22 protein-coding genes and 1 pseudogene are annotated in these 26,924 nt (G+C 65.9%); 18 read left to right on the plus strand and 5 right to left on the minus strand.

Annotated elements, in window-relative coordinates:
* Positions 1-359: 359 nt before the first annotated feature.
* Positions 360-1,058: a nucleotide-binding protein gene (locus tag CD04_RS0104645; protein ID WP_197033019.1), complete on the plus strand. Its 699-nt coding sequence runs from the start codon at positions 360-362 to the stop codon at positions 1,056-1,058.
* 314 nt (positions 1,059-1,372) lie between these two features.
* A complete protein-coding gene (locus CD04_RS0104650) occupies positions 1,373-2,161 on the plus strand; it encodes a hypothetical protein (protein ID WP_031404625.1) in 789 nt (262 codons plus the stop codon).
* 206 nt (positions 2,162-2,367) lie between these two features.
* On the opposite strand, the gene CD04_RS0104655 is transcribed toward CD04_RS0104650, so the two are convergent.
* Entirely contained in the window at positions 2,368-3,174 is an 807-nt protein-coding gene (locus CD04_RS0104655) for a helix-turn-helix domain-containing protein (RefSeq protein WP_031404626.1), read from the minus strand.
* Positions 3,175-3,281: 107 nt separating this feature from the next.
* Between CD04_RS0104655 and CD04_RS0104660 the strand changes: the two genes are divergently transcribed.
* From CD04_RS0104660 to CD04_RS21390, 5 genes and pseudogenes are all read left to right on the plus strand, one after another.
* A complete protein-coding gene (locus tag CD04_RS0104660; protein ID WP_031404627.1) occupies positions 3,282-4,226 on the plus strand; it encodes a DMT family transporter in 945 nt (314 codons plus the stop codon).
* Between the two features lie 337 nt (positions 4,227-4,563).
* Positions 4,564-4,908, plus strand: a complete 345-nt coding sequence (locus CD04_RS0104665; protein ID WP_031404628.1) for a hypothetical protein — start codon at positions 4,564-4,566, stop codon at positions 4,906-4,908.
* Between the two features lie 173 nt (positions 4,909-5,081).
* Entirely contained in the window at positions 5,082-6,836 is a 1,755-nt protein-coding gene (locus CD04_RS0104670) for a DUF1800 domain-containing protein (protein ID WP_051848934.1), read from the plus strand.
* Positions 6,837-6,853: 17 nt separating this feature from the next.
* Positions 6,854-8,062 carry a DUF1501 domain-containing protein gene (locus CD04_RS0104675; RefSeq protein ID WP_031404630.1) on the plus strand — a complete coding sequence of 403 codons (1,209 nt, stop codon included), beginning with the start codon at positions 6,854-6,856 and terminating at the stop codon, positions 8,060-8,062.
* 228 nt (positions 8,063-8,290) lie between these two features.
* Positions 8,291-9,492 (plus strand): annotated as a pseudogene (locus tag CD04_RS21390) (IS4 family transposase).
* A 445-nt stretch (positions 9,493-9,937) separates the two neighbouring features.
* Here the strand turns inward: CD04_RS21390 and CD04_RS0104690 are convergent.
* Positions 9,938-11,236, minus strand: a complete 1,299-nt coding sequence (locus CD04_RS0104690; RefSeq protein ID WP_031404631.1) for an RNA-guided endonuclease TnpB family protein — start codon at positions 11,234-11,236, stop codon at positions 9,938-9,940.
* A 34-nt stretch (positions 11,237-11,270) separates the two neighbouring features.
* The gene (locus CD04_RS0104695; protein WP_051848935.1) at positions 11,271-12,362 is read right to left on the minus strand and encodes a DUF2252 domain-containing protein; all 1,092 of its coding nucleotides are present in this window, start codon (positions 12,360-12,362) and stop codon (positions 11,271-11,273) included.
* A gap of 300 nt (positions 12,363-12,662) precedes the next feature.
* Here CD04_RS0104695 and CD04_RS0104700 point away from each other — a divergent pair, with 300 nt between their 5' ends.
* The 11 genes from CD04_RS0104700 (at position 12,663) to CD04_RS0104750 (ending at position 23,864) form a co-directional block, all read left to right on the plus strand.
* On the plus strand, positions 12,663-13,454 hold the full coding sequence (locus CD04_RS0104700; protein WP_197033020.1) for a LytTR family DNA-binding domain-containing protein: 792 nt from the start codon (positions 12,663-12,665) through the stop codon (positions 13,452-13,454).
* Between the two features lie 207 nt (positions 13,455-13,661).
* A complete protein-coding gene (locus CD04_RS0104705; protein ID WP_031404634.1) occupies positions 13,662-14,525 on the plus strand; it encodes a xanthine dehydrogenase family protein subunit M in 864 nt (287 codons plus the stop codon).
* Positions 14,526-14,546: 21 nt separating this feature from the next.
* Complete coding sequence (locus tag CD04_RS0104710; protein ID WP_031404635.1) at positions 14,547-15,038, plus strand: (2Fe-2S)-binding protein; 492 nt, start codon at positions 14,547-14,549, stop codon at positions 15,036-15,038.
* Between the two features lie 41 nt (positions 15,039-15,079).
* A complete protein-coding gene (locus CD04_RS0104715; protein WP_031404636.1) occupies positions 15,080-17,491 on the plus strand; it encodes an aerobic carbon-monoxide dehydrogenase large subunit in 2,412 nt (803 codons plus the stop codon).
* Between the two features lie 27 nt (positions 17,492-17,518).
* Positions 17,519-18,130: an SRPBCC family protein gene (locus CD04_RS0104720; protein ID WP_031404637.1), complete on the plus strand. Its 612-nt coding sequence runs from the start codon at positions 17,519-17,521 to the stop codon at positions 18,128-18,130.
* 13 nt (positions 18,131-18,143) lie between these two features.
* Positions 18,144-19,079 carry a MoxR family ATPase gene (locus CD04_RS0104725; RefSeq protein ID WP_051848936.1) on the plus strand — a complete coding sequence of 312 codons (936 nt, stop codon included), beginning with the start codon at positions 18,144-18,146 and terminating at the stop codon, positions 19,077-19,079.
* Positions 19,076-20,260, plus strand: a complete 1,185-nt coding sequence (locus CD04_RS0104730; RefSeq protein WP_031404639.1) for a VWA domain-containing protein — start codon at positions 19,076-19,078, stop codon at positions 20,258-20,260. The genes CD04_RS0104725 and CD04_RS0104730 overlap by 4 nt, the downstream gene beginning before the upstream one ends.
* Before the next feature lie 44 nt (positions 20,261-20,304).
* A complete protein-coding gene (locus tag CD04_RS21395; protein ID WP_051848937.1) occupies positions 20,305-21,276 on the plus strand; it encodes an XdhC family protein in 972 nt (323 codons plus the stop codon).
* 6 nt (positions 21,277-21,282) lie between these two features.
* On the plus strand, positions 21,283-21,963 hold the full coding sequence (locus CD04_RS0104740; protein WP_031404640.1) for an NTP transferase domain-containing protein: 681 nt from the start codon (positions 21,283-21,285) through the stop codon (positions 21,961-21,963).
* Between the two features lie 11 nt (positions 21,964-21,974).
* Complete coding sequence (locus CD04_RS0104745) at positions 21,975-22,673, plus strand: TIGR02466 family protein (protein WP_031404641.1); 699 nt, start codon at positions 21,975-21,977, stop codon at positions 22,671-22,673.
* A gap of 189 nt (positions 22,674-22,862) precedes the next feature.
* A complete protein-coding gene (locus CD04_RS0104750) occupies positions 22,863-23,864 on the plus strand; it encodes an XdhC family protein (protein WP_031404642.1) in 1,002 nt (333 codons plus the stop codon).
* Positions 23,865-24,270: 406 nt separating this feature from the next.
* On the opposite strand, the gene CD04_RS22450 is transcribed toward CD04_RS0104750, so the two are convergent.
* Positions 24,271-25,176 (minus strand): helix-turn-helix domain-containing protein, encoded by a 906-nt coding sequence (locus CD04_RS22450; protein ID WP_197033021.1) that lies wholly within the window; start codon positions 25,174-25,176, stop codon positions 24,271-24,273.
* 479 nt (positions 25,177-25,655) lie between these two features.
* The gene (locus CD04_RS0104765; protein WP_051849222.1) at positions 25,656-26,915 is read right to left on the minus strand and encodes a GGDEF domain-containing protein; all 1,260 of its coding nucleotides are present in this window, start codon (positions 26,913-26,915) and stop codon (positions 25,656-25,658) included.
* Between the last annotated feature and the right edge of the window lie 9 nt (positions 26,916-26,924).

Here is a 26,924-nt window from a genome sequence, read left to right on the forward strand (position 1 = left end):
GGTCGGGGTATTTTGAATAGGCCCTGACGAGCATCCTTTGATCCAGGTCATGCAAAGTCGATTTAGAGGCATGTTTGAGCTCACACGCGGTCATTTGCGGCGACACTTTCGCCCATCGGTATCGACGGGCTTTGCGGCGCTTGCAGGCCGGGGCACAGGCACGAGTGGTGGTTCAATGCAGTGCGACGCAAGGCATGACACCGCGCCCAATCCCGGCTTTGGCACGACCGCCCCTGCCCCCGCGCCGAAAACTGAGCGACGGCTCTCCACGACCCTGCCGGTTCGCAGCCAAATGCCGGGCAGCGTCCTGGGCCGAGCGAGCCGTCTCGGGATGGGGCCTTTGATGAGGATGGATGACCATGATGAAGTTTTTGCTCACGATCTGCGTTCTTCTTGCGACTTGCTCACCGACGTGGGCCAGTGAACGTCCGACGGCCATGCCTGGCGTGCCGGATGCCATTCATGGCAAGGTGCTCCAGACCATGGACGCCGGCGCCTATACCTACCTGCACCTGCAGGCCGCTTCAGGCGATGTCTGGGCTGCGGTGTACAAGGCCCCGGTCAAGGTCGGCCAAGATGTCAGCGTGGATCACGTCGTGCTGATGAAGAACTTCGAAAGCAAGACGTTGAAACGCACGTTCCCGGCGATCTACCTGGGCATGCTGGAGCCGGCCACCGGTGCCGTCGCGCTGGCTGCACCCACTGCAGGTGCACAAGCTGACGGTGGCCCGGATCCTCGGGTTGCCAAGGCCCGGGGGCCCAACGCTTACACGATTGCGCAGGTCATTGCGCAGAGAAATCAGCTTCAGGGCAAAACGGTTGTCATTCGGGGACGGGTCGTCAAATACAACCCCCAGATCATGGGCAGGAATTGGGTTCACCTGCGCGACGGATCGGCTGCTGCCAGTGCGCAGCCCGATGAGATCCTCGTGACAACGAGCAGCGCGACGAAACTCGGTGATGTCGTGACGGCACGTGGCAGCGTGCGCACGAATGCCGACTTCGGCGCGGGCTACGCCTACCCTGTGCTCGTCGAACACGCCACGCTGCAACCTTAAGTCGGACTGCGGCACGGGCTGCCTCGGACGCAATCCAGTGTGTGGCGGCTGCGACGCGCGTCTTTCGCCGCGCCAGCCCGCCCCTGGCGAGGAGGGGCTGCTGCACGGCGTCTTGCCCGTGCCCATTGCGCAGGACACACAGCGCGTCTGGAGGATCAGGACGGCGCGTTGCGGTGCCTGGAGGTTTGCGCCATCGCTGCGCTGCCGGGGCAAGGCGTGTACGCTCGGCGGTATGTTGCCCACGGCCCCCGCCCACTTCAGGAGATCCGCCATGCTCGCCCGTCACACGCTCGCCTTGCGGATCGGATCCGTCCATGACTGAGACCGAACCCCTGCATGCCCTGCGTCCGTTTCTGCGCAACTGGGTCTGGGAGCACGGACGCGTCGGAACCCGTTACCTGGACTGCACCTGTGGCGAGCTCCGGTTTGACGAAGGCAAGAAGGCGCATTACGCAAGCGAGACCCACCAGTATGTCTCGCTGCTCAAGGACGCCGAGCCGGTTGCCAAAACGGCGCCGTCGATTCACGAAGGTGGCCTGGCCCGGCTCTTGCGCGCCGCCCAGCAAGGACGCCCGGCCGAGGCCGGCTCCGCGGCCGAGGTGCAGCGCGCAGTCCAGGACTGCATGGAACTGGGCCTCATCAGCGCCTACCAGCGCGATGCCGAGCAGGCTCGCGCGCGTTATGCCCTCGAGCCGCTGTTTGACGATGAAATCCGCGCTGCGGTCATCGAGGATGTGCGGCGACTCTGGGTCGGCGTGCGCGAGCAACTGTTGCGCTACGACTTCACCATCTTTTACAGCCTCCCGCAGGCATTGCTGATCAGCGACGCGCCGTTCACCGACTGGCGCGTGCGCGCCAAGCCCGCCCTGCCCTTCGTCTCGCTGCCGCTTGGACCGCATAGCCTGCTGGTGGGCACCCCTTCGGCCCGCACCAGCCGCACCGCGCCGGTGCTGTGGAAGGAGGCCCCCGTCATGGGACCGTTCCGTGATCACAACCAGCACCAGGTTCAGAGCGCGCGTCGCTGGCTGGTGGCAACGACGGACGAGGCGCTGCTCGCCGTGCAGCCACGCTTTGCACCCGATGCCCCAGCGCCCTCGGCGTGACACCGCGTCCCAATCCGCGGGATCGGCTGCGCCCAATGACGCGCGAGGGCGAACGCTCAACGGACGTGATCGCCAAACCTGCAAGGGCCCGGGTGTGCCGCTTGGGCCCACGGCAATGCCAGCCTGATGTGCCGGCTTCCAGGGCAAACCCATGCCCGGGACGCGTCGGCTCAGCGTCGTGCGTGGCTGGCGCTGAGCGCCTGGGGTCACGACCCCCCGGGAGCGCGGGCCGATCCCTTGCGGTATTCGTCGGGGGGCAGCCCCATCAGGCGGCGGAACATCGCGATGAATGCCGACGATGAGCCGTATCCAAGGTCGTGCGCGATGTGCTCAACCGTCTCCCCCGCCTCCAACAGCGGCAGGGATTTGACGGCACGAAGGCGCTGGCGCCATTCCGCAAGCGACATGCCCAGTTCGCGCCGGCAGCGCCGCATCAGGGTTCGCTGCGTGGTGTGCGCGAATCCAGCCCACTCGGCAAGCGATCGTGTCGCTCCCGGCTCGGCCTGAAGCGCCTGCAAAATGGGGCGCAAGAGCGCGTCTTCTGACATGGGCAAGAAGCTGCCCGCACACTCGGCCCTGGCCAATTGGTCGACCGTGACCTGCAGCAGCCGAGAGTCCTCGTCCGATGGCGGAAGCCGCGGGGGTTGGTGGCGCAAATGTTCCAGAAGCGCCCGCAGCAGTGGATTGACCATCAGCGCGCAGCTTGTCGTGGGCAAGGCGCCGCTCAATTCCGGTGCGACATACAGCGAGCAGTGGCTTGCCTCCTGCCTGTTCAGGCCCCGATGCTCCACATGCGGTGGCAGCCAGATGCCATATTGGGGAGGAGCAAGGTAATGGCGGTCGGCAAGCTTGACCTCCATCACGCCGGTGAAGGCATAGACGAACTCGCCCCAGGCATGTCGATGCCGAGGATAGGTTCCGTGAGCGGGCATCGATGCCGCGCGAAAGTAAATCGGACTGGGCAGTGCCTCGCTGAACGGAGGGCGATGCACATGAATCGAAGGCGTGTCCATGACGTGTCATTGGCCGATTGATGCTATGCATTGTCGCAATTTCACTATATGAAGCGTAGGCGCCGGCTGGACAATGCGGGGATCATCACACGGATGCGAAATGCACCATGGATTCACGTCGACCGCTCGATGCACTGGCGATTGGCCTCATGCTTGTGCTTTGCCTGGTCTGGGCCATGCAGCAAATTGCACTCAAGGCAACCGCTGCAGACATCGCGCCGATCCTGCAAATTGCCCTGCGCTCGGGATTCGCCGCAGTCCTGGTGAGCGTGCTCATGGCCGTGCGGGGAACACGCCTGTCGTTCGTCGACGGCTCGTGGCGAGCGGGACTGGCGGTGGGAGGGTTGTTTGCCCTGGAGTTCCTGCTCGTGAGCGAGTCGTTGCGTCACACCTCCGCGGCGCATCTGGTGGTCTTCCTCTACACGGCACCCGTGTTTGCCGCGCTGGGCCTTCACTGGAAGCTGCCCTCCGAGCGGCTGGCCCCACTGCAGTGGCTCGGCATCACGTTGGCGTTTGCCGGCATTGCGGTGGCTTTCCTGAGTGGGCACCAGCGTCAAGTCGAGGCCGCACATGGCCAGGTGCTGCTGGGCGACTTCCTTGCACTGCTGGCTGGTGCCGCCTGGGGCACCACGACGGTGGTCGTGCGTGCGACCGGCTTATCCCGGCTGGCGGCGGCGCAGACCCTGCTGTACCAATTGGCCGGGGCATTCGTGCTCCTGCTGGCCGGTGCCTTCTTGCTGGGTCAAACAACATTCCATCCAACACCGCTGGCTTTGGGCGCCCTGGCGTTCCAATCGGTGATTGTGTCGTTTGCCAACTTCCTGGCGTGGTTCTGGCTGCTGCGCCACTATCTGGCGTCTCGGCTGGGCGTCCTCTCGTTCATGACTCCGCTGTTTGGCATCGTGCTGGGAGCATGGCTATTGGGTGAGCCGATCAGTCCCGGGTTTCTGACCGGGACATTGCTGATTTTGCCCGGCATCGTCCTTGTCAGCGGATACGGGTGGCTCAGGCAATGGGCTCGCGTCTTCACTGCATCGAGCCGGCGCGGGTAAAGCACCATCCGACGCGACGCCGCTCGCGATGTTGCGCCCTGGGTCGCCAGCACGGCGACTTTCGCGTTTGGACGCCGCTGCCACGCATTCGCTCTCAACAGCGGCCTGCCTGCCGAGGATCGGGACCTTCGGAACAGCGCTCGAGACCGCTGGTGAATTTGCCGGGTGCTCACTCCGGCCGCGCGCGGCTTCGTTGATGGGGCTGCAACGCCCGGCGTCATACACATTCGCATACAACTGCGTTCAGTTCCCTGTCGCCAGATGCACCGCCGAACCCGTTATGGCCCGCACAGCATGCTGCATGTCTTCACCACAAAGGCAACCAAGGAACCGCATCATGACCCCCTTTTCGACCCGATTGAACACAATCCTGCTTGGCTTGCTGACGCTCGCTGCAATCCTCGCCGCCGCCAGTGCGCATGCCGAAACCGCCTGGGAACGCGCCCACCCGCGGCGCGACCAGGTGCTGGACCGCACCCAACATCTCAACCAGCGAATCGCCCGCGAGCGCCGGGAACGCGAACTGACGCCAGGGCAGGCGCACGCCCTGCACGGCGAAGTCCGCCAGACGCGACTGGAGCAGGCCGCCATGTCGCGTGCCAATGGCGGCTTCATCACCAAGTCCCAGCAAGCGGGCCTGAACCAGCAGGAGAACGCCATCCGCCGCAGCATCCGTCCGTAGGCGATCCCTGCATCAGTGTCCGCGGCCAGTGCATCGCCGATGGCCTCACGCATCCGTCGATTGACGCGCCTGACTTTCCACGGTGCAGGACGCCACCTCGCAGAGACACGCGATCACCCATTGGCACGTTTTTGCGCCCCGGCCTGACCGCCGGGCTTTCCGGGAATGAACTGATGAGAAAATCTTCCATCCACCCGCAACGCACTGGTCGCCTTGCGGGCTCCTTGTGGGCACTGGCCGCGTCGGGGGCATTGGTCCTTGCCGGCTGTGCGGCGCAGGCCGCACCCCTGGGTTCCGCACCGGGTGTGACGTCGGCTCAGCACGACGCTGCCGTCTTGAATACGGCCGCGCGCCTTCATCCCGTCGCCTTTCTTGACCGCATTGGCTGGGGGGCAAGCGCTGCGCAATTGCAGGAGCTTTCCCGCGTCGGAGCCACCCGCTTTCTGGACGCGCAGCTGCGCCCCGACCCCGGCCCGGTCCTTCCAGCCGAGGTGCGTCAGCAAATCGCCGCCCTGCAGTGCACGCAGCCCCTGAATCAGCTCATTCCCCCGCTCGTGCGGCAGATGCAAGCCATTCAGCAAGCCAGGCATGAAGGCCAGGCCATCAACGCCCAGCAGGCACAGGCCGCGCTTCAGGCGCTGAATCAGCGCAAGAACCAGCTCACTCAGGAAGCGATGACCCAGCAACTGCTGCTGGCGGTGTACGCCCCCAATCAGTTGCAACAGCGCCTGACCTGGTTCTGGCTGAACCATTTCAACGTGTTCCGCGGCGGCAACATCGGCCCCATGATGGCTGACTACACCCAGCACGTCATCGCGCCGCGGGCGCTGGGCCCTTTCCGCGATCTGCTGCAGGCGACCATGTTTTCGCCGCAGATGCTGCTTTATCTGAACAACGCGCAAAACGCTCGCGGCCACGTCAACGAAAACTACGCGCGCGAGGTCATGGAGTTGCATACGCTGGGCGTGGGCGGCGGTTACACGCAAACGGATGTGACCAATCTGGCGCGCGCCCTCACCGGCCTGGGCGTGGACCTCGGTGAGCGCCCGGTGCACGTGCGCCCCGCCCTGCGCAATGAACTGTGGCAACACGGCCTGGTCGTCTTCAATCCGGCGCGCCACGATCCCGACCCCAAGGTCGTGCTCGGCCACGTGCTGCAGGGACGTGGGCTTGAGGAGATCGAACAGGTCATCACCCTGCTCGCCGACGATCCGGCTACGGCGCGGCATGTGAGCATGGAGCTCGCCCAGTATTTTGTCGGCGACCGCCCCGACCCGGCGATGGTGAACGCGATGGTGCAAACCTGGGCGCGCACGCGGGGCAACATGGCCGCCGTCATGCGCACCATGCTGACCAGTCCGCAATTTGCTGCAAGCCTGAGCGCGCCCCAGTTCAAGGACCCGATGCGCTATGTCGTATCGGCCGCGCGCGCCAGCTTCAGCGGGCGCATCATCACCAACACTCAGCCACTCATCGGCATGCTGTACAGGCTCGGCGAACCCCTGTACGGACGGCAAACACCCGACGGCTTTGCACTGAGTGGAGCCACCTGGGACAGCCCGGGCCAGCTGACCACGCGCTTTGAAGTGGCACAGCAAATCGGCGCTGGCGCCCCGGCGTTGTTCGGCCCGCCACCGCCCTTCCTGCGCACGCGCTCCGTAGCCGACCCCGCGAACGCCGCCGGCACCATCGGTGAGCCGGGCTCGGCCATGGCCGGGGCGGGGGCCATGCTCACGCAAGGTGCGGCGCAGCGCAGCGTGCCGCCCAAACTGCCGCGACGCCCTCCGCCTGATCTGGCTCGCAGCACGGTCTTTCTCGCAGCTGAGCCCGATCTGGGACGGAGCACGCTGGAGGCCCTGGCTCAGACCAACCAGCGCATGCGCTGGAACGCGCTGTGGCTGTCATCACCCGAGTTCATGAACGACTGACTCCCTGGGAGATCACCATGCAACGTCGACATCTTCTGCAAGCTGCTGCGCTGTCGCTGGCGGCGCCCACGGCCCGGCTCTGGGCCGCGCCCGTGCCCGGTGGGCCCAAGTTCATCCTGGTGTTCCTGCGCGGCGCCTACGACGCGACCAATGTCCTGGTGCCTTACGCCAGCGACTTCTATTACGAGGCACGCCCGCACATTGCCGTACCGCGCCCGGGCACCGGCCCCGACGGCGCAATCCGGCTCGATGCCGACTGGGCGCTGCACCCGGCGCTGCAAGCGAGCATGCTGCCGCTGTGGCAGGCGGGCCAGCTGGCGTTCGTGCCGTTTGCCGGCACGCGCGACATGACGCGCAGCCACTTCGAGACGCAGGATCACATCGAGCTCGGGCAGGGACCGCAGACCCGCGACTTCAACAGCGGTTTTCTCAACCGACTCGTGCAGCAGCTCGGAAACCGCACGAGGCCCATGGCCTTCACCGCGCAACTGCCGCTGTCGCTGCGCGGGGCCGAGCGCGTGCCCAACATGGCCATGGGCCAGATTGCCCGCAGCGGCATCGACACGCACGAGCAAACGCTGCTGGAGCACATGTGGGGCCGCACCCCGCAAGCCGCCTCGGTTCGTGAGGGCTTTGCCGTGCACGCCACGGTGATGCGCGACATGCAGGCCTCGGACTGGGAAGCCGAGATGATGGCTGCCAGTCGCGGGGCCATTGATCCGCGCGGTTTCGTCGCCGAGGCCGCGCGGGTGGGCGGCCTCATGCGCGCAAGCTTCGACATGGGTTTCATCGACGTCGGCGGCTGGGATACGCATGTGAACGAAGCCGCTGCCAACGGCGCCAAGGGTCAACTCGCCGCGAAGCTCGGTGATCTGGGCCAGGGTCTGGCTGCCCTGGCTCATGCCATGGGCCCGGCCTGGCGCGACACGGTGGTCGTGGTGCTGAGCGAGTTCGGGCGCACGTTTCGGGAAAATGGCAATCGCGGCACCGACCACGGCCACGGCACGGTCTACTGGGTGCTGGGCGGTGCCGTGCGCGGCGGGCGCATCGTCGGCGAGCAAGTCACGCTGTCTCCCGGCACCCTCAACCAGAACCGCGATGCCCCGGTGCTCACCGAAGACCGCAACGCGCTCGGGGGCCTGTTCGCTCGCCTTTGGGGCTTGAGCGCCCAACAGGTGCAAGCCGTATTCCCGGGCAGCACGGCGCTGGACTTGCGCCTGGTTTGACGGCGACCCGGCACGCCTCGAGTCCGTCTCGTCGCCGTGCGACGACCGCAGGGCTCGGACATCCGCCAGCCCGCCAGACTGCCTTGTCTTGCCAACATGGGTGCGCACTGCGCCGGTTCCGGGCCTCTCGACCAACCCTTGCGGGCCTTTGACCTAGACCCAATACTGTTCAGATAGAGTGTAATCAGCGATAATTCGTCCTCATTGAGACTTGGATGATGGCGGGGCATGGCTAGAACACGCAAGACGCTTGCAGCGCAGGTGGATGTGGCGCACCTGATCAGCGCAGGCGTGCTCGCCAGCGTGTGTCCGCGGGCGCTGATTGAGGAAGTGCTGAGCGAGACAGGCCGAGCCAGTCAGCGTGAGCGTCTATTACCTGCACCGGCGGTGGTGTACTACGTGATGGCCTTGGCGCTGTGGCGCGAAGCGCCTTTGGAGGAAGTGCTGCGGGTGGTCTGCGAGGGCCTGCAATGGCTGGGTGGGGTCGAGCCGGTGCGGTCCAAGCCAGCAAATCGGCGATTTCGCAGGCGCGCACGCGGCTGGGCGCCGAAGTCCTGCATCGGTTGGCCCAGCGGGTGTTGCGACCGCTCGCTCAGCCCGGGGCGCCGGGCGCCTGGTATCGCGGACTGCGCGTGATGGCCTTGGACGGAAGCTGCATGGATGTGGCCGACGAGGCGGCCAACGCCGACTATTTCGGCTATCCCGGTGCTGCCCGCGGCCAGAGCGCCTTTCCACAGGCGCGGCTGCTGGGCCTGGTGGAGTGTGGAACCCACGCGGTGGTGGCCGCCGACATTGCGCCCTATCACCAGAGCGAACGTGCCATGGCCAGCCAACTACTGCCTGGGAAGTTGACGCCAGACATGCTGGTGCTGGCCGACCGCGGCTTCTACGGATTCAAGCTCTGGAGCCTGGCGTGCGCCACCGGCGCCAAGCTGGCCTGGAGAGTGCGATCCACGATCAAACTGCCGCTTGAAAAGACGCTGCCCGACGGCTCCTATCTCAGCACGGTGTTCGACAGCGGCGACCCAACGCGCGCGCGCACCGGGCAAACCGTGCGGGTCGTCGACTATGCGTTGAGCGGCTCGGCCACGCCCACGCAGGACCGCTACCGACTGGTCACCAACATCCTTGATCCCGAGGAGGCTCCCGCGCTCGAACTGGCCGCGCTCTACCACGAGCGCTGGGAAGTGGAGAGCGTCTTCGCCGAATTCAAGACGCACCTGCGCGCCAACAGCACCGTTTTGCGCAGCAAGACGCCGGAGCTGGTCAAGCAGGAACTGTGGGGACTGCTTCTGGCGCATTTCGCGATTCGCCAGCTCATGGCGCAGGCCGCCTGGCCGCGCGGGCTCGATCCGGATCGCCTGAGCTTCACCCATGCGGTGCGTGTGATCAAGCGAAAGATGCCGCAAGCTGCGGCCATTCCCCCCTGAGCGCCTGCCCCACTGGCGCGACGCGCTGCTGGAGGAAATCGCCCGCGGCCGCTGCGTGAGCAGCCGAGGACGAACCAATCCGCGAGGCGTCAAGCGCAAGATGAGCAACTACCCCTTGCGCCGTCGCGGCGAAACCCTCCATCAACGCCATCAGCCGCAACCGATCCTCCGTATCTGAACAGTATTGGACCTAGACCCGCAAGCCGCCGTCGTCGTATGCCGCGGCAAAGGCCTTCCAGTCCGCCACGCACGCCTGCGCGCAGTCGTGTGCCGCGGCGATCAGGTTCCGACTCCATTTGCGCCCAATCGCAAAATCCTGCAATGCGTCTGCAGTCGCCGATCCGCCCCGGCCACTGCTGCGCAACTGCGCCCACGCCTTGACCTCCTCCCCGCCCTTGGCCTTTGGCCACCGCTTGCGCGGGAAGGACGGAGATTCCTACGGCGCTCAGGTGCGGCATTGAACCGTCCCTGAGTCGCTTCGGTGGGTTCCTGCTGCTGGCGGCCTGACTGCACCACTCACTTCACAGGCGATCCGGGCTGCGGTTTCCCACCCAGCGCAAGCGTGCGCCATGTCCTGCCCTTCGTCTCGCAGTTTTTGCATCCCGCGAGAAAGGATATTGATCGCGCCGACAAGGTCAGCATGATTCGCGTAGCCACACGCGACGCACTTGAACTGCGCCTGGGTGCGGCGATTATCGGCCGCGATGTGGCCGCAGCATGGGCAGGTGCGGCTCGTGTTGTGCGGTGGCACGGCCATGAGATAACCGCCGCTCCACTGGACCTTGTAGTCCAGTTGGCGGCGGAACTCGAACCAGCCTTGATCGAGGATGGATTTGTTGAGTCCGGACTTGGCCCGAACATTCGTCCCCGGCTTCTCGGTTGTGCCTGCTGCGGACTTGGACATGTTCCTCACCTGCAAGTCCTCGATACACACCATCGCGTGGTTTTGGCTGATCGTGGTCGTGGCCTTGTGCAGGAAGTCGCGCCGGGCATTGCCGATCCTCTGGTGGAGTTTTGTGACTTTGGCCTTCGCTTTCCTCCAGTTCTTGCTGAACTTCACCTTGCGGCGCATCGCTCGCTGGTACCGCGCAAGCCGCACCGCGTGCTTCCCGAAACTGCCCAGCGGCGCCAGGAATGTGCCGTTGCTGAACGTGGCAAAGCGGGCCACGCCCACGTCGATGCCCACGGCATCGCCCTTCGGCATCGGCTGCTCGACCTCACGTTCGGTCTGGATCGACACAAACCATTTGCCTGCGCTGAAACTCACCGTGGCGTTGCGCACCGCACCGAGCACGTCCCGGCTGTTGCGGTAGCGCAGCCACCCCAGCTTGGGCAGAGCGATGCGGCTGTTGGCCTGATCGAACTTGATCTGTTTCGGGTCCGGGTAGCGCAAGCTGTCGTGCTGGCCCTTCTTCTTGAATCGCGGAAAGTCCGCGCGCCTGGCGAAGAAGTTGGTGTAGGCGCGTTCCAGATCCTTGAGCGCCTGTTGCAACGGATGCACGGGCGCCTCGGCCAGCCAGGGTGCCCGGCGCCCTGACGGCAGCGGCGCGCCGTTACGCCATGCCGTGAGTTCCTTGCACAGCCCGGCGTAGCCGAGCTTTTGCTCACCCCGCTCGTGGCGGGCCTTTTGCAACGCCAACGCCTCATTAAACACGACCCGGCACGCGCCCGCGAAGCGGCGCATCTGGCGCTGCTGCTGACCGTTTGGACGAAGTTCGAACTTGAACGCCTGGAGTCGCTTCATGACTGGGTTAATGTACAGCTTATGCGGCGCCACTTCAAGACCAACAAGGATGCCTGTGGCATCCGCGCTTTACTTCCCCACCCCGAACGGCGAGGCTTGTCGCGCATCGGGTCAATTGCCCCATCGTGTGCATGATCCCTTCGAGCTCGCCCAGCGACTGACTCGAGCGGTCCAGCACAACCCGGTCTTCCGAAGGCTGCAGGCCGCGCAGGACATACGACTGCCTTTTCCACTTCAGCGGCTGCAGGAAAGCCATCGACACCGCCTGCATGCGCCGCTGCACGCCGACAACGCGATGCGCATGCGTGGCCCACTCGGGCTGGCGCGTGGCGACATGCCCGCTGAGCGCTGACGGCAATGCCTGCTTGAGGTCGAGCAGATAGTTCGCATCGGGCGACCCCTTGCCCTGCACCAGGATGACGTAACGGTTGACGCCCAGACTTCCCGTGCCTGCGATGCGCCTGGCCACATCCAGGACCGTATAGAACTCCGGATGCGGCTGGCTCGCCGCGAACGCCTCCAGCAAGGCAGACACGCTTGAGCGCTGTTCGGCGTCAGCGGGAAGGGCCTTCTTGCCATCCAGCCGCAGCAACCGGCGTTTTCCCCTGCGCACGGTGCGCGTGTCCAGATGCGCCGGGCGCGCGCGGCGCTGCAGGTCATCGAGCAACCGCCGCACAGGCCCATGCGCCGTTTCGCGCTCCACCCAGCGGGCCTTGCCGTCGAGGATGGCCTGGCTATAGGCGTCCACGAAACCCCGGCACAGATGCAGCGCGTCGTTCGCGCTGGCATGCAGGGTTTCGGCGCCGACCAGAATGCTGGTGATGATGCGCACGAGATCAAGGGTGACGGGCCCCAGCAGGGCCTCATCAAAATCATTGAGATCGAAATACACCAGGCGGTTGTCGCCCTTGTAGCTGCCGAAGTTTTCCAGGTGCAGATCGCCGCACAACCAGGCGGCCGGCGCCTTGGTGAAAAGCTTGGTTGTCGGCAGCCGGTCGTAGAAGAGGTGGCAGCTTCCACGCAGGAAGGCGAAACTGTTTTGCCGCATGGCGCGGTACTTCAGCGCCAGGCGCTCCGGATCACGCCCGGCGTTGAAGGCGCGAATCGCGCTGACAGGGTCAATCATCGTGGGCGCTTCCGAGGATGGTGGCGAGGTCTGGCCCGCATGGCGCGGGCGCTTGCAGCGCCATGCGCAGCCGGGGATTGGAACACTCCCGGCCCGCCATGCGGCATTGTGTGCGCACGAAGCCAACGGATCAAGACCTTTCCAGGCGAATGCCTCCAGGACTCCGCGTGGATTGACGGCCGTCGGCGGCAGCGGACCGGTGCATCGGCCGGGATCCCGCGGCAGGCCCGTGGGCTGCGTCGGTTAATCTTGCAAAAAACGGCGACCAAAAGGACACTCCAAGCCGGGTGGAGACAAGACATGGATGCACGAGCAACACCGAGTTCGGCTTTGTACCTGTTCGAGAAATTCGAGGTGGGCGTGGTTCACCTCGACGAGCGGCGCACCGTGCTGGCCATGAACGACTTCGCACGCAAGGTCCTTCCTGTGGGTGAAAAACAGCCATTCGACAAGCTGGTGGCGTCTTTTCACCCCGAGCGCTCCAAGCCGAAAGTCAATTTCCTCCTGGACGAGGCCTCGCGATGCCCGGTGGCCAATGCCACGCCCATGACGATGATCATCAACATTCCCGAACAGGTCTTGCTGATCAAGGTGACCCGGCTGGCCGATCATCTCGGCACCACAACGGGATTTGCCCTGGTCTTCTATGACGTCACACAGATTGTGACGAACGACGACACGGCACCCGAGTCGCTGCAGGCCCACCGCCGCCTCTCCCGCATTCCCATGGTGGCGAACCACAAGGTGGCGTTTGTCGATACGGCCGATGTGCTGTGCCTGGAATCGCAGGCGCACTACACCCGCGTGCTCACCCGGGACGGCTTCCATTTCTGCAACCTCAGCATCGGCGACCTGGCGGCCCGACTCGACCCGGCACACTTCATGCGCGTGCACCGCTGTTTCATCGTCAACTTGCAGGCCGTGGCCGAACTCGGTCGCGAGGGCAGCAAGACGCACATCGTGCTGCGCGGCAAGCACGCCGGACCCCCCATCCCGGTGGCGCGTGGCGAGGTGGCGCAGCTGCGCGCCGCGCTCGGGCTCCTGAAGCGGGCCCGAGGCGCCGTATCCAGCGCCGCGCCGGTCGCGATCTAGGGACATTCCTGTATTGCGCTCGCGGCAAAACGCGTTCTCAGCAGTTCGTGCAGCGCGATGCGCATTCCGTGAAGAAAACGCGGATTTGGTGCAAAGTGCCCTGCAATGGTGGGCCCTTACGCCGAAATGCAAAGTTCTCTAAACTCGTTTCGTGAATATGTCATTGACGGAAATCAATGACGACAACGACAACTGCTGGAGACAAGCATGATCCCACCGCGTTTCGAGTACCACGCGCCTCGCTCCCTGAGCGAAGCCGTGGCCCTGCTGGGCCAGCTCGGCTCGGAAGCCAAGCTGCTTGCAGGCGGCCACAGCCTGTTGCCCATGATGAAGTTGCGCTTTGCCGAGCCCGCGCACTTGATCGACATCAACCGCATCCCCGAGCTGCGCGGCATCCGCGAAGACGGGGCGACGGTGGTGATCGGCGCCATGACCGTCGAACACGCCTTGATCACCTCGCCGATCGTGCAGGCCAAAGTGCCGCTGCTGGCCGAAGCCGCCACGCAGATTGCGGATCCCCAGGTGCGCAACCGCGGCACGATCGGCGGCGATATCGCCCATGGCGACCCGGGCAACGACCACCCGGCCCTGTCCATTGCACTCGAGGCGTCCTTCGTGCTCGAAGGCCCTGACGGGCGCCGCACGGTGGCCGCCGACGGGTTCTTTCTCGGCCCCTACATGACGCAAATGCAGGAAAACGAAGTCCTGTGTGAAATCCGCGTGCCTGCCTTCGCACACGGCACGGGCTGGGCCTACGAGAAACTCAAGCGCAAAACCGGTGACTGGGCCACGGCCGGCTGCGCAGTGGTCATGCGCAAGAGCGGCGACACGATCAGCCATGTGCGCATCGCGCTGACCAATGTGGCGCCGACCGCGCTGCGTGCCGAGGCCGCCGAGGGCGCGCTGCTGAACCAGCCGCTGAACGCCGCCACGCTGCAGGCGGCCGCCGACGCTGCCGCCGCCATCTGCGAGCCTGCCGAGGACCTGCGGGGCGACGTGGAATACAAGACCGCGATGGCCGGCCAGATGGTCAAGCGCGCCCTGTCCAAAGCCTGGTCCCGTTGTGCCTGAACCCGCTGCCGGAGCAACCCCATGAGCAAAAAACTGATCACTGTCAACGTCAATGGCCGCAACGTGGAAAAGGCGGTCGAACCCCGCACCCTGCTGATTCACTTCCTGCGCGAGGAACTCAACCTCACCGGCGCCCACATCGGCTGCGAGACCAGCCACTGCGGGGCCTGCACGGTCGATATCGACGGCCAATCGGTCAAGTCGTGCACCCACCTGGCCGTGCAGTGCGACGGCTCCGAGGTGCTGACCGTCGAGGGCCTGGCGAACAAGGGTGTGCTGCACGCCGTGCAGGAGGGTTTCTACAAGGAACACGGCCTGCAGTGCGGCTTTTGCACACCGGGCATGCTGATGCGCGCCTACCGGTTCCTGCAGGAAAACCCCAACCCCACGGAGGCCGAGATCCGCACGGGCATGAGCGGCAACCTGTGCCGCTGCACCGGCTACCAGAACATCGTCAAGGCCGTGCAGTACGCCGCCAGGAAGCTGCAGGAAAGCCAGACCGCCACGGCCTGATACACACGGATCGCCCAGAGCAACCCGCCGGAGACACACACATGAATGCACCAGTACCAACCGCCGAAGCCCGCGAACTCGCGCTGGCCGGCATGGGCGCCTCACGCCTGCGCAAGGAAGATGCCCGATTCATCCAGGGCAAGGGCAATTACGTCGACGACATCAAGATGCCCGGCATGCTGCACATGGACATCGTGCGCTCGCCCGTGGCCCACGCTCGCATCAAGAAGATCAACAAGGAAGCGGCGCTGGCGATCCCCGGCGTGCACGCGGTGCTGACCGCCGATGATCTCAAGCCCCTGAAGCTGCACTGGATGCCGACCCTGGCGGGCGATGTGGCAGCCGTGCTTGCCGATGAAAAGGTGCATTTCCAGATGCAGGAAGTGGCGATCGTGATCGCCGACGACCGCTACATCGCAGCCGATGCCGTGGAAGCCGTCGAGATTGAATACGACGAACTGCCCGTGGTGCTCGATCCCTACGCCGCGCTGGCGCCCGACGCGCCGGTGCTGCGCGAAGACCTGGCGGGCAAGACCGAAGGCGCGCATGGCAAGCGCGAGCACCCGAATCACATTTTCACGTGGGACGCCGGCGACAAGGCTGCTGCCGACGCGGCTTTCGACGCCGCGGCGGTGAAGGTCTCGCAGCACATGTATTACCCCCGCGTGCACCCCTGCCCGCTGGAAACCTGCGGCTGCGTGGCCAGCTTCGATCCAATCCGCGGCGAGCTGACCACCTACATGACTTCCCAGGCGCCCCATGTGGTGCGCACCGTGGTGTCCATGCTCTCGGGCATTCCCGAGTCCAAGGTGCGCATCGTCAGCCCCGACATCGGTGGGGGATTCGGCAACAAGGTCGGCATCTATCCCGGTTACGTGTGCGCCATCGTCGCCTCCATCGTGCTGGGACGCCCGGTGAAGTGGGTGGAGGATCGCATCGAGAACATTTCCTCCACCGCCTTTGCCCGTGACTACCACATGGATGGGGAGATCGCCGCCACGGCCGACGGCAAGATCACCGGCTTGCGCGTGAACGTGGTGGCCGACCATGGCGCGTTTGACGCTTGCGCCGATCCCACGAAGTTTCCGGCCGGCATGTTCCACATCTGCTCGGGCAGCTACGACATCCCGGCGGCCTATGCCAGCGTCAAGGGCGTGTACACCAACAAGGCGCCGGGTGGCGTGGCCTACCGCTGCAGCTTCCGCGTCACCGAAGCCGTCTATCTGGTCGAGCGCATGGTCGACGTGCTGGCGCAGAAACTGGGCATGGACAAGGCCGAGATTCGCGCCAAGAACTTCATCCGCAAGGAACAGTTCCCCTACACCAGTGCCTTCGGTTTTGAATACGACTCCGGCGACTATCACACCGCGCTGAAGAAGGTGCTCGACGCGGTTGACTACCCGGCGCTGCGCGCCGAGCAGGCCGCCAAGCGCGCCGACCCCAACAGCCCCACGCTCATGGGCATCGGTCTGGTCACCTTCACCGAGGTGGTGGGCGCCGGCCCGAGCAAGATGTGCGACATTCTGGGCGTGGGCATGTTCGACTCCTGCGAAATCCGCGTCCACCCCACCGGAAGCGCGATTGCACGCATGGGCACGATCACGCAGGGTCAGGGGCACCAGACCACCTACGCGCAGATCATCGCCACCGAGCTTGGAATCCCCAGCGAGGTGATCCAGGTCGAGGAAGGCGATACGAGCACGGCGCCCTATGGTCTTGGCACCTACGGCTCGCGGTCCACGCCCGTGGCGGGTGCTGCCATTGCCATGGCCGCGCGCAAGATCCATGCAAAGGCCAGGAAGATTGCCGCGCACATGCTGGAAGTCAACGAAAACGACCTGGACTGGGAAGTCGATCGCTTCAAGGTCAAGGGGGACGGCAGCAAGTTCAAGACCATGGCCGATGTGGCCTGGCAGGCCTACCACCAGCCGCCCGAGGGCTTGGAACCCGGCCTGGAAGCGGTGCACTACTACGACCCGCCGAATTTCACGTTTCCCTTCGGCATCTACCTCTGCGTCCTGGACATTGATCGCGGCACGGGCGAGACCAAGATCCGCCGTTTCTATGCCCTGGACGACTGCGGCACGCGCATCAACCCGATGATCATCGAAGGCCAGATCCACGGTGGCCTGACCGAGGGCTTCGCCGTGGCCATGGGTCAGCAGATGCCCTTCGACGCGCAGGGCAATTTGTTGGGCAATACGCTCATGGACTACTTCCTGCCCACGTTCGTGGAGACGCCGCATTGGGACACCGACCACACCGTCACGCCCTCGCCGCACCATCCGATCGGCGCCAAGGGCGTGGCCGAGTCGCCGCATGTGGGCTCCATCCCCACCTTCACCTCAGCGGTGGTGGATGCGTTCTCCCATTTGGGCATGACCCACATGGACATGCCCCACAACGCGTTTCGCGTCTGGAAAGAACTCAAGGCCCACGGTGCCAATCTCTGATTCCGATCCCACCCCAACAAGGCATTCATGGAAGTCAAACTCGATAAACGGTACCCGCTGGATGTGGATCCGGGGCGCGCCTGGGCGATCCTGAGCGACCTCAGGGCCGTGGCTGCGTGCATGCCCGGTGCCGAACTCACCGAACAACTCTCCGACACGTCCTACAAGGGTGGCGTGCGGGTGAAGGTGGGGCCGGCCGTGGCCCAGTTCGGGGGCACGGTGGACGTGGTGGACAAAGACGACAACGCCCACAAGATGGTGCTGCGCGGCAAGGGTGCCGACAAGGGCGGCTCCTCGGCGTCGATGGACCTTGCAGCCGCCATCGAGCCCGACCCCGCCAACCCGGCGCACGCCGTGCTGCATGGCGACTCCACCGTCATCGTCAACGGCAAATTCGCCCAATTCGGCGGGCGCATGATGGTCTCGGTCTCCGAGATGCTCCTGGCCCAGTTCGTGGAAAATTTCCGCCAGGCCGCCCTCGCCTTGCCCGCCGCCCCGGGCGCGGCCACGCCCGGCGCCGCGTCCCAGGCCCCTGCGCCCGCAGCGGCGCCCAAGGTGGCGCGTGAGATCAACGGGCTGGCCATCGTCTGGGCTCTGATCCGGAACTGGTGGCTTGGCCTGTTTGCCAAACGCACCTGAACGGCCTCAAGCCATGGCCAGCCCAACCCCACCCCTGGATGAGCGCGCGCTGCGCGAGCAGTTGCAGCGCGTGGGCTACCTGGCCGATACCGATCTGGCCACCACGGTCTGGTTGGCCCAGAGGCTTCAACGCCCGCTCCTGATCGAAGGCGATGCCGGCGTGGGCAAGACGGCGCTGGCCACGGCGCTGGCGGCCGCCCAGGGGGCCGAGCTGGTGCGGCTGCAGTGTTTCGAGGGGCTTGACCTGGCGCAGGCCGCCTATGAGTGGAACTACGGGCGCCAGCTCATGGCCATCCGCCTGCATGAAGGGCGAGGCGACGCCGTGCGGGAATCCGACGTGTTTGCGCGCGACTTCCTCCTCGAGCGCCCCTTGCTCAAGGCCATCAGCCAGACAGGCCCCTGCGTGCTGCTGATCGACGAGATCGACCGGGCCGACGAAGCGTTTGAGGCCTTCTTGCTGGAGGTTCTGGCGGACTACCAGATCACGGTGCCTGAGATCGGCACCATCCGCGCACAGCATATCCCGCAGGTCATCCTCACCAGCAACGGCACCCGCGAGCTCTCCGACGCGCTGCGCCGCCGCTGCCTGTACCACTATCTGGACTACCCCACGGTGGCGCGTGAAGTGGCGATCGTCAAGACCGCCGTTCCCGAGGCCGACACCCGGCTGGTGGAGGAGTGCGTGCAGTTCGTGCAGCGCCTGCGCCATGAAGACCTGGCCAAGACACCAGGCATCGCCGAGACCCTGGACTGGGTGCGCGCGCTGCACCAGCTCAACCAGCACACCCTGCCCGACGACACCGCCGTGCTGCTGACCACGCTGGGATGTCTGCTCAAGACCCGCGAGGATCGGTTCTTGCTGACGGGCGAACGTGCGTCGCAGCTGGTGGAGGGACGGCGCACGGTGGGTGTTGCCGAAAAGGCCGATACGGTGATCGCGGGACCATGAATTCAACGCGCACGCAGCACGCGGTACCACCTGGCCAAAGCCTGGCGGGTTTTGCCAGCATGCTGCGCGACCACGGCCTGAAGGTTGGTGTGGCCGAGCAGCAGGCCATGCTGCAGGCCGCCCTCGCCCTCGGCGCCTTGAAGGGTGATCAGCTGCGCGCTGCGTGGCGCGCCATTGCGTGCCACGCAGCGCGGGACTGGCGCCAATGGCCCGAACTCTTCGAGCGCTACTGGTATGCGCACCGTCTCAAGGGCCAGATCCGCGTCAGCGGCCACACGCGCGCCTCGCGCGACCTGCGCCAGGCGGTGCAAAGCCTGCATGAGCAGATGCAGCGTTCAGAGCCCGGCAGCGCGCCGGGCAAAGCTGCGCCGCTGTCCGCCAGCGAGGCTGGCGCCACCAGCACACCCACCGACGACGCTGGCAGCCCGCGCGCCATGGGAGGCGCCAGCAGCACCGAAGCGCTGCACCAGCGCGATGGACAGATGTGGCTTCCGCAGGAGCTTGGCGCGTTGCAGCAGCTGGCTCGCCGGATCACGGCGCAACTGCGGCCGCGTCTGACCCGGCGCTGGCGCACGGCGCAGCCGGGTCAGCGTCTGGACCTGCGTCAGACGCTGCGCCGAAGCGTGGCGTGGGGCGGGCAGCCGCTTCGCCCGGCCTGGCAAGTGCAGCGGCGCGAAACGCCGCGTCTGTTCATCCTGGCCGATGTGAGCCGCTCCATGGAGTCGCACGCGCCGCTGTTCCTGCGCATTGCGCGCGCCTTCGCCGTGGCCGCCCAGGCGCGCGTGTTCGTCTTCCATGTGCGACTGGCCGAGATCACCCCCCTGATGCAGCGCGACTCGGCGGCGATCCAGGAAAAGATCAATGCCGTGACCGCGGGTTTTGGCGCCGGCACGCGCATTGCGCACAGCCTGCAGGACTTCGTGCGCGTGCACGCGCGCGCCCAGCTCAACCGCGGCTCCCGTGTCTGGATTTTTTCCGACGGTTTCGACACCGCCGAGCCTGACGCGCTGCCCGCAGCGCTGCGCGCGGTGCGCGCCCACGGCGCGCGCATCACCTGGTTTCACCCCACGCGTGAAGTGCCGGCGGCGGCTGCGCTGCAGCGCTCGCGCATCTGCGTGGACCGCTTCATTCCCCTGGCGCGCCTGAGCGACCTCGCAGCCGCGCGCCCCTTGCTGCACTGACCGGTTTTTCGCTTTCACCAGGAGCATGCCATGAACACCTCCGCATGGATCAACGCCGCAGCCCGGCTGCAGGCCCAGCAGCAGCCCTTTGCCCTTGTCTCCGTGCTGCGCGTGCAGCCCCCGCGTCGGCCCGAGCCGGCGACAAGGCCCTGGTCACCGCTGACGGCGCCATTCACGGCTGGATCGGCGGCGGCTGCGCCCAGCCGGCCGTCATCAAAACCGTGCGCCAGGCGCTGGCCGACGGACGGCCGCGCACGATCCGCATCACCCCCACCGATACCACCGCCGAGCGCACCTTGGGCGACGTGCTCGAGTTCGGCATGGCCTGCCATTCGGGCGGCACGCTCGAGCTCTTCATCGATCCGGTGCTGCCCGCGCCCCGCCTGATGGTGCTTGGGGACTCGCCTGTGGCGCGTGCGCTGGCGGCGCTGGCGCCGCGCGTGGGGTTTTCGGTATCGGTGGCGGCCGAGGGCGCGACCGAAGCGGACTTCCCCGATGCCGAACAGGTTCTGGCCACCGACGACGCGGCCAGCGTGCGCGAAGCGCTTCCGACGCCAGCCTTTGCCGTCGTGGCCACCCAGGGCCGACGCGACCTGCAGGCGCTGAAGGCTGCGCTCGGCCTGCGGCCCACGCGACTGTGGTTCGTGGCAAGCGCCCGCAAGGCCGCGGTGCTCAAGCAAAGCCTCGTCGCCAGCGGTGAAGATGGGCAGCAGGTCGCGGCCATCGTGGCGCCTGCGGGCGAACATATCGGCGCGCAAACCCCCGAGGAGATCGCGCTGTCGGTGCTGGCAGCAGTGGTGGCCGCACGCCGTGCACCCGCGCACGCCACCGCGGACACGGCGGCCGAGCCGCTGCCGGCCACGACCGTCACGGCGCAAGAGCCTGCGGCGCCAGCCCATTCCTGCTGTGGCGGTGCGGCGAAAATGGCCGCCGCGGCCGTGGCGCAAACCGCTGAGGCGGCGGCTGTGGCCGAAGCGCCTGCAGCGGCCCCCAAAAAATCCTGCTGCGGGGGCTGAAGCACCATGGGTTGCATTCTCAAAGGAGGCGGCGGGCTGTACAGCCGGCTCGCCGTTGGTGCGGTGCTGCTGGCCGCGGGTTCGGGCTCGCGCATGGGCCATCGCCCGAAAAGCCTGCTGGAGCTCGGCGGCGTCCCGCTGATCCGGCGCCAGATCATTGCGCTGTCGGGCGCCGGTGTGGACGAGTTGGTGGTGGTGCTGGGCCACCATGCGCAGCGGATCGAGCAAGCCGTGCAGGAGTTTCCCGTCACTGTGGTGCACAACCCGCAGCCCGATGCGGGGCAGGTGTCGTCGCTGCGCCTGGGTCTGCAGGCGCTGTCCTCAAAAATCGACGCCGTGCTGGTGGCGTTGGCCGACCAGCCGCTGATTCATGCGCAGGACATTACCGATCTGATTGGCGCATACAAGAAACGCGCGGCCCCCGCGCAGGTCGTGCAGCCCACGGTGGATGGCCAGCCGGGGAACCCGGTGATGTTCAGCGCCGCCGTGCGCGAGCAGATTCTGAACGGCGACGCCCGCATCGGCTGCCGCCAGTGGCAAGCCGCGCACCCCGATGAGGTGCAGCACTGGGCAACGCCCAACCAGCGCTACCGCATCGACGTGGACACCCCGGAGGACATCGAGGCCTTGGCCGCGCGCACAGGCCACCAGCTGCGCTGGCCGGCAGACCTCGTGCGCTCGGCGTGACCCATCGCGACATGCTCACGCCCACTCCATTGCTTGCGCTGTGGCCGACGCCCCTGGGCTTGCACCGTTTTGCGCAGGCCGACTCCGTCAACAGCCTGCTGGCGCGGGTGTTCCAGGCCATGCGCGCGACCGATCCGAATGCGCCGCACGACAGGCGAGCGTTCTACGCCAGTGGCGACGACCTGCTTGAGCGCATCCGCCTGCCCGAGTGGGACGCGCTCGTTGGCTTCATCGTCGACAGCATGCGCCAGACCGTCGTGCTGGCCAACCAGGGCGCCTGGCCCGTGGCCACGCCCGGCCTGCAGATCGCCCTGCGCGGGATGTGGTTCCAGATCGCCAGCCAGGGCAGCCACCACGACGTGCATACCCATGGCAACTGCTCGTGGTCGGGCGTGTATTGCCTGCAGGTAGACCCCGAGGCGCAACGCGCAGCGCATCCGGTTCTGGGCGCAGGCAACGGCGTCACGCGCTTTTACGGCCCCCACTTCAACCATTTGGGCGGCGCCCACATGGATTTCGGCAACGCCTACCTGCTCTCACCCCATCTCGATGTGCCGCCCTTGCCAGGGCAGCTGGTTGTGTTCCCGTCCTGGCTTGCACACCAGGCCATGCCCTATGCGGGCGAAGCCGAGCGCATCATTGTGTCCTTCAACGCCAGCGTGCACGCGAGTTCGGGCTCCGATCAGCTGCACGCCTATGCCGATGCGTGAGCCCATGCCTGTGCCAGCCGTACGCCGGCCGTGCAGCGCCGTTGCCATCGCTCGGCCGGTGCCGGGCCTGGGGCGCAGTGCCTCGTCTGTGCGGCTGTCCTCGGCAAGCACTTGCACCGGGTTTTTCGGTTGGCGGCGATGCGCCGGAAGAGTCCCCGCACGCCCCGCTCTCACGTTCTGGAGTGGATCATGAATAGCGTCGACATCGAAGTCATGCGCACCGCGCTGCAATGGTTGGACAAGGGACACCGGGTCACGCTCGGCACCGTGGTGCGCACCTGGGGTTCGGCGCCGCGTCCACCGGGCTCGCTCATGATCATCCGTGACGACGGGCAGGTAGCCGGTTCCGTGTCGGGCGGCTGCATCGAGGATGACCTCATCGAGCGTGTGGCCCGCGGGGAGCTGGCCTTGCGCAAGCCGGAGGTCACCACCTACGGACAAACCGCCGAGGAGGTGCGCCGCTTCGGCCTGCCTTGTGGCGGCACGGTGCAGATCGTGCTGGAGCCGCTGGCGCCGCACTCGCAGCTGCGCGAGCTGCTGGTGGACATTGAGCGCCGCCATCGCGTGCAGCGGCGCATGGACCTGAAAACGGGCCTCGTCCGCCTGGAGCCGGCACTTGACGGCGACCGCGTGACGTTCGATGGCACCCATCTCGTGACCGTGCACGGCCCGCGCCTGCGCCTGCTCATCATCGGTGGCGGACAGCTCTCGCGTTACCTGGCATCGATGGCGGTGATGATCGACTATCAGGTCACGGTGTGCGAGCCGCGCACCGAATATCACGAAGGCTGGAGCGAACTGCCCGGCGTCACCCTGTCCACATTGATGCCCGACGACCTGGTGCTGGCCATGAACCTGGACCACAACAGTGCGGTGGTGGCGGTGACACATGACCCCAAGCTCGACGACCTGGCGCTCATGGAGGCGCTGCGCACGCCCGCGTTCTATGTGGGCGCGTTGGGATCCATGCACAACAACGCCAAGCGCCGTGAGCGGTTGCTGCAGTTTGACGTCAGCGCCGAGGAGGCCGCTCGCCTGCGCGGGCCGGTTGGATTGCGCCTGGGTGCGCTGACGCCGCCGGAGATCGCCATGAGCATTGTGGCCGAAATGACCGCGATGCGCCGCGGCGTCGACTTGAGCCAGCCGTTGGTTCGGTGGGAGGCGTCAACCACCGTCTGCGCCCTCGCCTGAGCCGCTGCGCGCGGCGGTGCGCTTGGCGTTGCGACCGTTCCCGCGCGCGCGTTTGCCTGGACGCCGCGGTTGCTCCTTGTGGAGATTGTGGAGATTGGGCCCGGCCGTTGTGGAGATTGTGGAGATCCAGCCGAGGCTCGAAAAGCAATGCTATTCGCAGACCGGGGTGGAACTGCGGAACGTCAACAACCCATCGCTGAGCGTCGCCATGACCCTCGGGGATGGCGCGATCGTCGCATCATCGGCGCGTTTGATGGCGACACCGATGAGAAGTTGGACTGGCGAATCGCGGGGAAATTTGCCTGGTGACTCGGAGTCCTGCGTTTCGAAGTCACTTCAAGACGGCACGCCCGTGCGTGATCGTGGCTCCAGGGCGCCGTGTGCCGCGCCATCTGGCAAAAGACGCTCATCTTTGACGGCGCAGAGATCTGGGATGGGTTCGACGGGGACGTGCGCCTTTGAGCGTTTTAGAGGGAAGTTCGCCAAACTGTGTGTAGTAATCGTGCGCGAACCGCGCCAAGTGGAAGCAGCCCCAGCGCATGGCGGTCGATGTCACGGAAACGTCTTCGGCGTTTGGCGCTTGCAAGGCGCGCCGCACTTCGTTGAATCGCAGAGTACGAAGATACAAGCGCGGCGGAATTCCAAAGGCTTGCAAGAAGCAGCGCTGCAAAGTGGAGCGACTGACCCCCAACGCGCTGCACAGGTCGATCACGGTCAACGGTATGGCCGTGTTCCTCATCATGGCGCGCGCACGCTGTGCGAGGCAATAGGCATCGATGCGTAGCATTTGCTCGGGGCGACGCGCTGGTGCAAACAGAAGGCCAACCAAGCGAGCCATCATCAATGACGCAAGCAGGTCATGGTCGAGTGCGACCGATGACGACAATGCGCTCAAATGTTGGAGACAGAGCAGCGTATTGGCCACCGCGTTCAAATCGCCCGGTGCGACGCCGACAAAAAGCAGCGGTTGACGCCAACGCCCCGGGACAAGGTGGCCCAGCGTATCGGCTTCTCGCAGGAACGCGGATTGACTCAATCGGCAGGAAAAAATCTCGCTGGCAGGCAAGAGGATTTCATGGTCTTTGCGACCTGGCACATACGCGATGGCGCCCCTGGACAGCAAGTCCGGCCCGCCCCCACCCTCCGGAAGGGAAACCTCGCAGATCGCGCTCAGCGTGCAGCACTCGACCGGGACGTGCTGCCGCCTGAGCACGAGGCGACTCTGCCGTTCGACTCTCACGAATCCGCTCGGCAGTTCGAGTTGTTGGTATTGCCCAGTAAAGGCGCCGGATTCGATCTGGGTGGATTGCATCGACGGCGCCATTTGTACTGCATGGATCCAGCCAGCTCCACGTCAGTCGTGGAGCGATCCAAACCAGAGCAGGCGGGCTCGCGGTGAACAGCGCGATGAGGGATCCAGGCAGTTGATCCCCCCTGAATGCGTGGGCGGCGCATCGAGCGAAAAACGCCGCGATGACTGATATCGGATAGAGCTCACCTTGCCATCTGCTTAATCTTCGTGTCGTCAAGTTATCACTTGACTGTTGAAATGGCAAGTTCCACTCCATTCCGCGTCTCATATGAAAGGGGTTCATTATGTCTCGACTGCTACTTATCGTCGTCATCATCGGCATGCCATTGTTGTTGGCGGGTTGTGGCACGGCACTGCTTCTCTGAAACAGTGGCTTGCGGCGACCCTTACAGCATTTATTTGGACAAGCACGAGGATGTGAATGCTCCCACGACTAAGCGCCTTGTGGCGCTGTAGTCGGGGATGTGCGGTGTCCATGCTCAAGCCGAGACCCGATTGCGCCCCAGGTGCTTGGCGTGATACAGCGCGCGGTCGGCGCGCTCCAGCAGGTCGCTGGCGCGCCGGTCTTCAGCCAGCGCCTGCGCATACCCGATGCTCACCGTGAGGTGCGTCACCTGCCCCTCGCCCAGATCCACCGGCGCCTCCTCCACCCCCTGGCGGATGCGCTCGGCCGCGCGGTATGCCTCGTCCGCGTCAGCCCCCTCCAGAATCAGCAGGAACTCCTCCCCGCCCAGCCGCCCCAGCCGGTCCACGCTGCGCCGCCTGCCCTCCACCGCATCCACCACCTGGCGCAGCACCCGGTCCCCCACCGCATGCCCATGCCCGTCGTTGATGCGCTTGAAATGGTCCAGATCCAGAATCAGCACCGACAGCGGCGACTGCGCGCGCCGGTCCCGCCGCCGCTGCAGCGCCTGCTCCAGCTGCTCCAGTATCTCGCGCCGGTTCGCCAGCCCCGTCAGATCGTCGTGCGTGGCCATGCGCTCGAGCTCGCGCTCCATCGCCTTGCGCTGCGTGATGTCGCGCCAGATCCCCTCCACCCCAGCGTACTGCCCCTGCTCGTCGCGCAGCGCCTGCGTGCTGATCGATATGTCGATGATCACCCCGTCCTTGCGCCGCATGCGCCCCGGAAAATCGTGCACGAACCCCTGCTCGCGAATCGCCGCAATCAGCGCATCGCGCTCGCGCATGTCCGGGTAAAACGCCGCCGCCGGCAAGCCGATGATCTCCTGCGCCTCGTACCCCAGCACGTTCTTCACCGCCGGGCACACATAGCGCGTGATCCCCTGCGCATCCGTGCGGTAAAACACATCCTGCATCGTGTGCATGATGCGCTGGAAATTCTCGTCCGTCTCCCGCAGCCGCTGCTCCATCGCCGCGCGCTCGCTCATGTCCAGGAACGCCGCCAGCACCCCGCCCTGCCCCTCGTGCTCCACGTGGTTGCTCGTCATCGCCACCACCCGCTGGCGCCCGCTGCACGTCAACGCCCGAAACTCCGTGGGCGGGTTCGACACCGCCTCGCGCTCGGCGCGCCGGATGCGCGCCAGCACCCGGTGCAGATCCAGCGGATGGATGAAATCCACCACCGCGCGCCCCACAAACGCCTCGCCCTGCCCCGCCTCCATCAGCTCCAGCGCCGCCGCATTCGCATACCGGAAGCGGTCGCCCACGATCACCACCACGCTCGCCGGCAACCGCTCCAGCCACGCCAGCTGCGCTTGCACCCCGTGCGGGTGCCCCATGAAGATTGG

The organism is Thiomonas sp. FB-Cd, from assembly GCF_000733775.1.
In the GTDB taxonomy this organism is placed as follows: Bacteria; Pseudomonadota; Gammaproteobacteria; order Burkholderiales; family Burkholderiaceae_C; genus Thiomonas_A.

Coding starts and splice junctions, on each gene's coding strand:
- CD04_RS0104645 (WP_197033019.1), top strand. CDS start 360: ATGATGAAGTTTTTGCTCACGATCTGCGTTCTTCTTGCGACTTGCTCA.
- CD04_RS0104650 (WP_031404625.1), top strand. CDS start 1,373: ATGACTGAGACCGAACCCCTGCATGCCCTGCGTCCGTTTCTGCGCAAC.
- CD04_RS0104655 (WP_031404626.1), bottom strand. CDS start 3,174: ATGGACACGCCTTCGATTCATGTGCATCGCCCTCCGTTCAGCGAGGCA.
- CD04_RS0104660 (WP_031404627.1), top strand. CDS start 3,282: ATGGATTCACGTCGACCGCTCGATGCACTGGCGATTGGCCTCATGCTT.
- CD04_RS0104665 (WP_031404628.1), top strand. CDS start 4,564: ATGACCCCCTTTTCGACCCGATTGAACACAATCCTGCTTGGCTTGCTG.
- CD04_RS0104670 (WP_051848934.1), top strand. CDS start 5,082: ATGAGAAAATCTTCCATCCACCCGCAACGCACTGGTCGCCTTGCGGGC.
- CD04_RS0104675 (WP_031404630.1), top strand. CDS start 6,854: ATGCAACGTCGACATCTTCTGCAAGCTGCTGCGCTGTCGCTGGCGGCG.
- CD04_RS0104690 (WP_031404631.1), bottom strand. CDS start 11,236: ATGAAGCGACTCCAGGCGTTCAAGTTCGAACTTCGTCCAAACGGTCAG.
- CD04_RS0104695 (WP_051848935.1), bottom strand. CDS start 12,362: ATGATTGACCCTGTCAGCGCGATTCGCGCCTTCAACGCCGGGCGTGAT.
- CD04_RS0104700 (WP_197033020.1), top strand. CDS start 12,663: ATGGATGCACGAGCAACACCGAGTTCGGCTTTGTACCTGTTCGAGAAA.
- CD04_RS0104705 (WP_031404634.1), top strand. CDS start 13,662: ATGATCCCACCGCGTTTCGAGTACCACGCGCCTCGCTCCCTGAGCGAA.
- CD04_RS0104710 (WP_031404635.1), top strand. CDS start 14,547: ATGAGCAAAAAACTGATCACTGTCAACGTCAATGGCCGCAACGTGGAA.
- CD04_RS0104715 (WP_031404636.1), top strand. CDS start 15,080: ATGAATGCACCAGTACCAACCGCCGAAGCCCGCGAACTCGCGCTGGCC.
- CD04_RS0104720 (WP_031404637.1), top strand. CDS start 17,519: ATGGAAGTCAAACTCGATAAACGGTACCCGCTGGATGTGGATCCGGGG.
- CD04_RS0104725 (WP_051848936.1), top strand. CDS start 18,144: ATGGCCAGCCCAACCCCACCCCTGGATGAGCGCGCGCTGCGCGAGCAG.
- CD04_RS0104730 (WP_031404639.1), top strand. CDS start 19,076: ATGAATTCAACGCGCACGCAGCACGCGGTACCACCTGGCCAAAGCCTG.
- CD04_RS21395 (WP_051848937.1), top strand. CDS start 20,305: ATGGATCAACGCCGCAGCCCGGCTGCAGGCCCAGCAGCAGCCCTTTGC.
- CD04_RS0104740 (WP_031404640.1), top strand. CDS start 21,283: ATGGGTTGCATTCTCAAAGGAGGCGGCGGGCTGTACAGCCGGCTCGCC.
- CD04_RS0104745 (WP_031404641.1), top strand. CDS start 21,975: ATGCTCACGCCCACTCCATTGCTTGCGCTGTGGCCGACGCCCCTGGGC.
- CD04_RS0104750 (WP_031404642.1), top strand. CDS start 22,863: ATGAATAGCGTCGACATCGAAGTCATGCGCACCGCGCTGCAATGGTTG.
- CD04_RS22450 (WP_197033021.1), bottom strand. CDS start 25,176: ATGCAATCCACCCAGATCGAATCCGGCGCCTTTACTGGGCAATACCAA.
- CD04_RS0104765 (WP_051849222.1), bottom strand. CDS start 26,915: ATGGGGCACCCGCACGGGGTGCAAGCGCAGCTGGCGTGGCTGGAGCGG.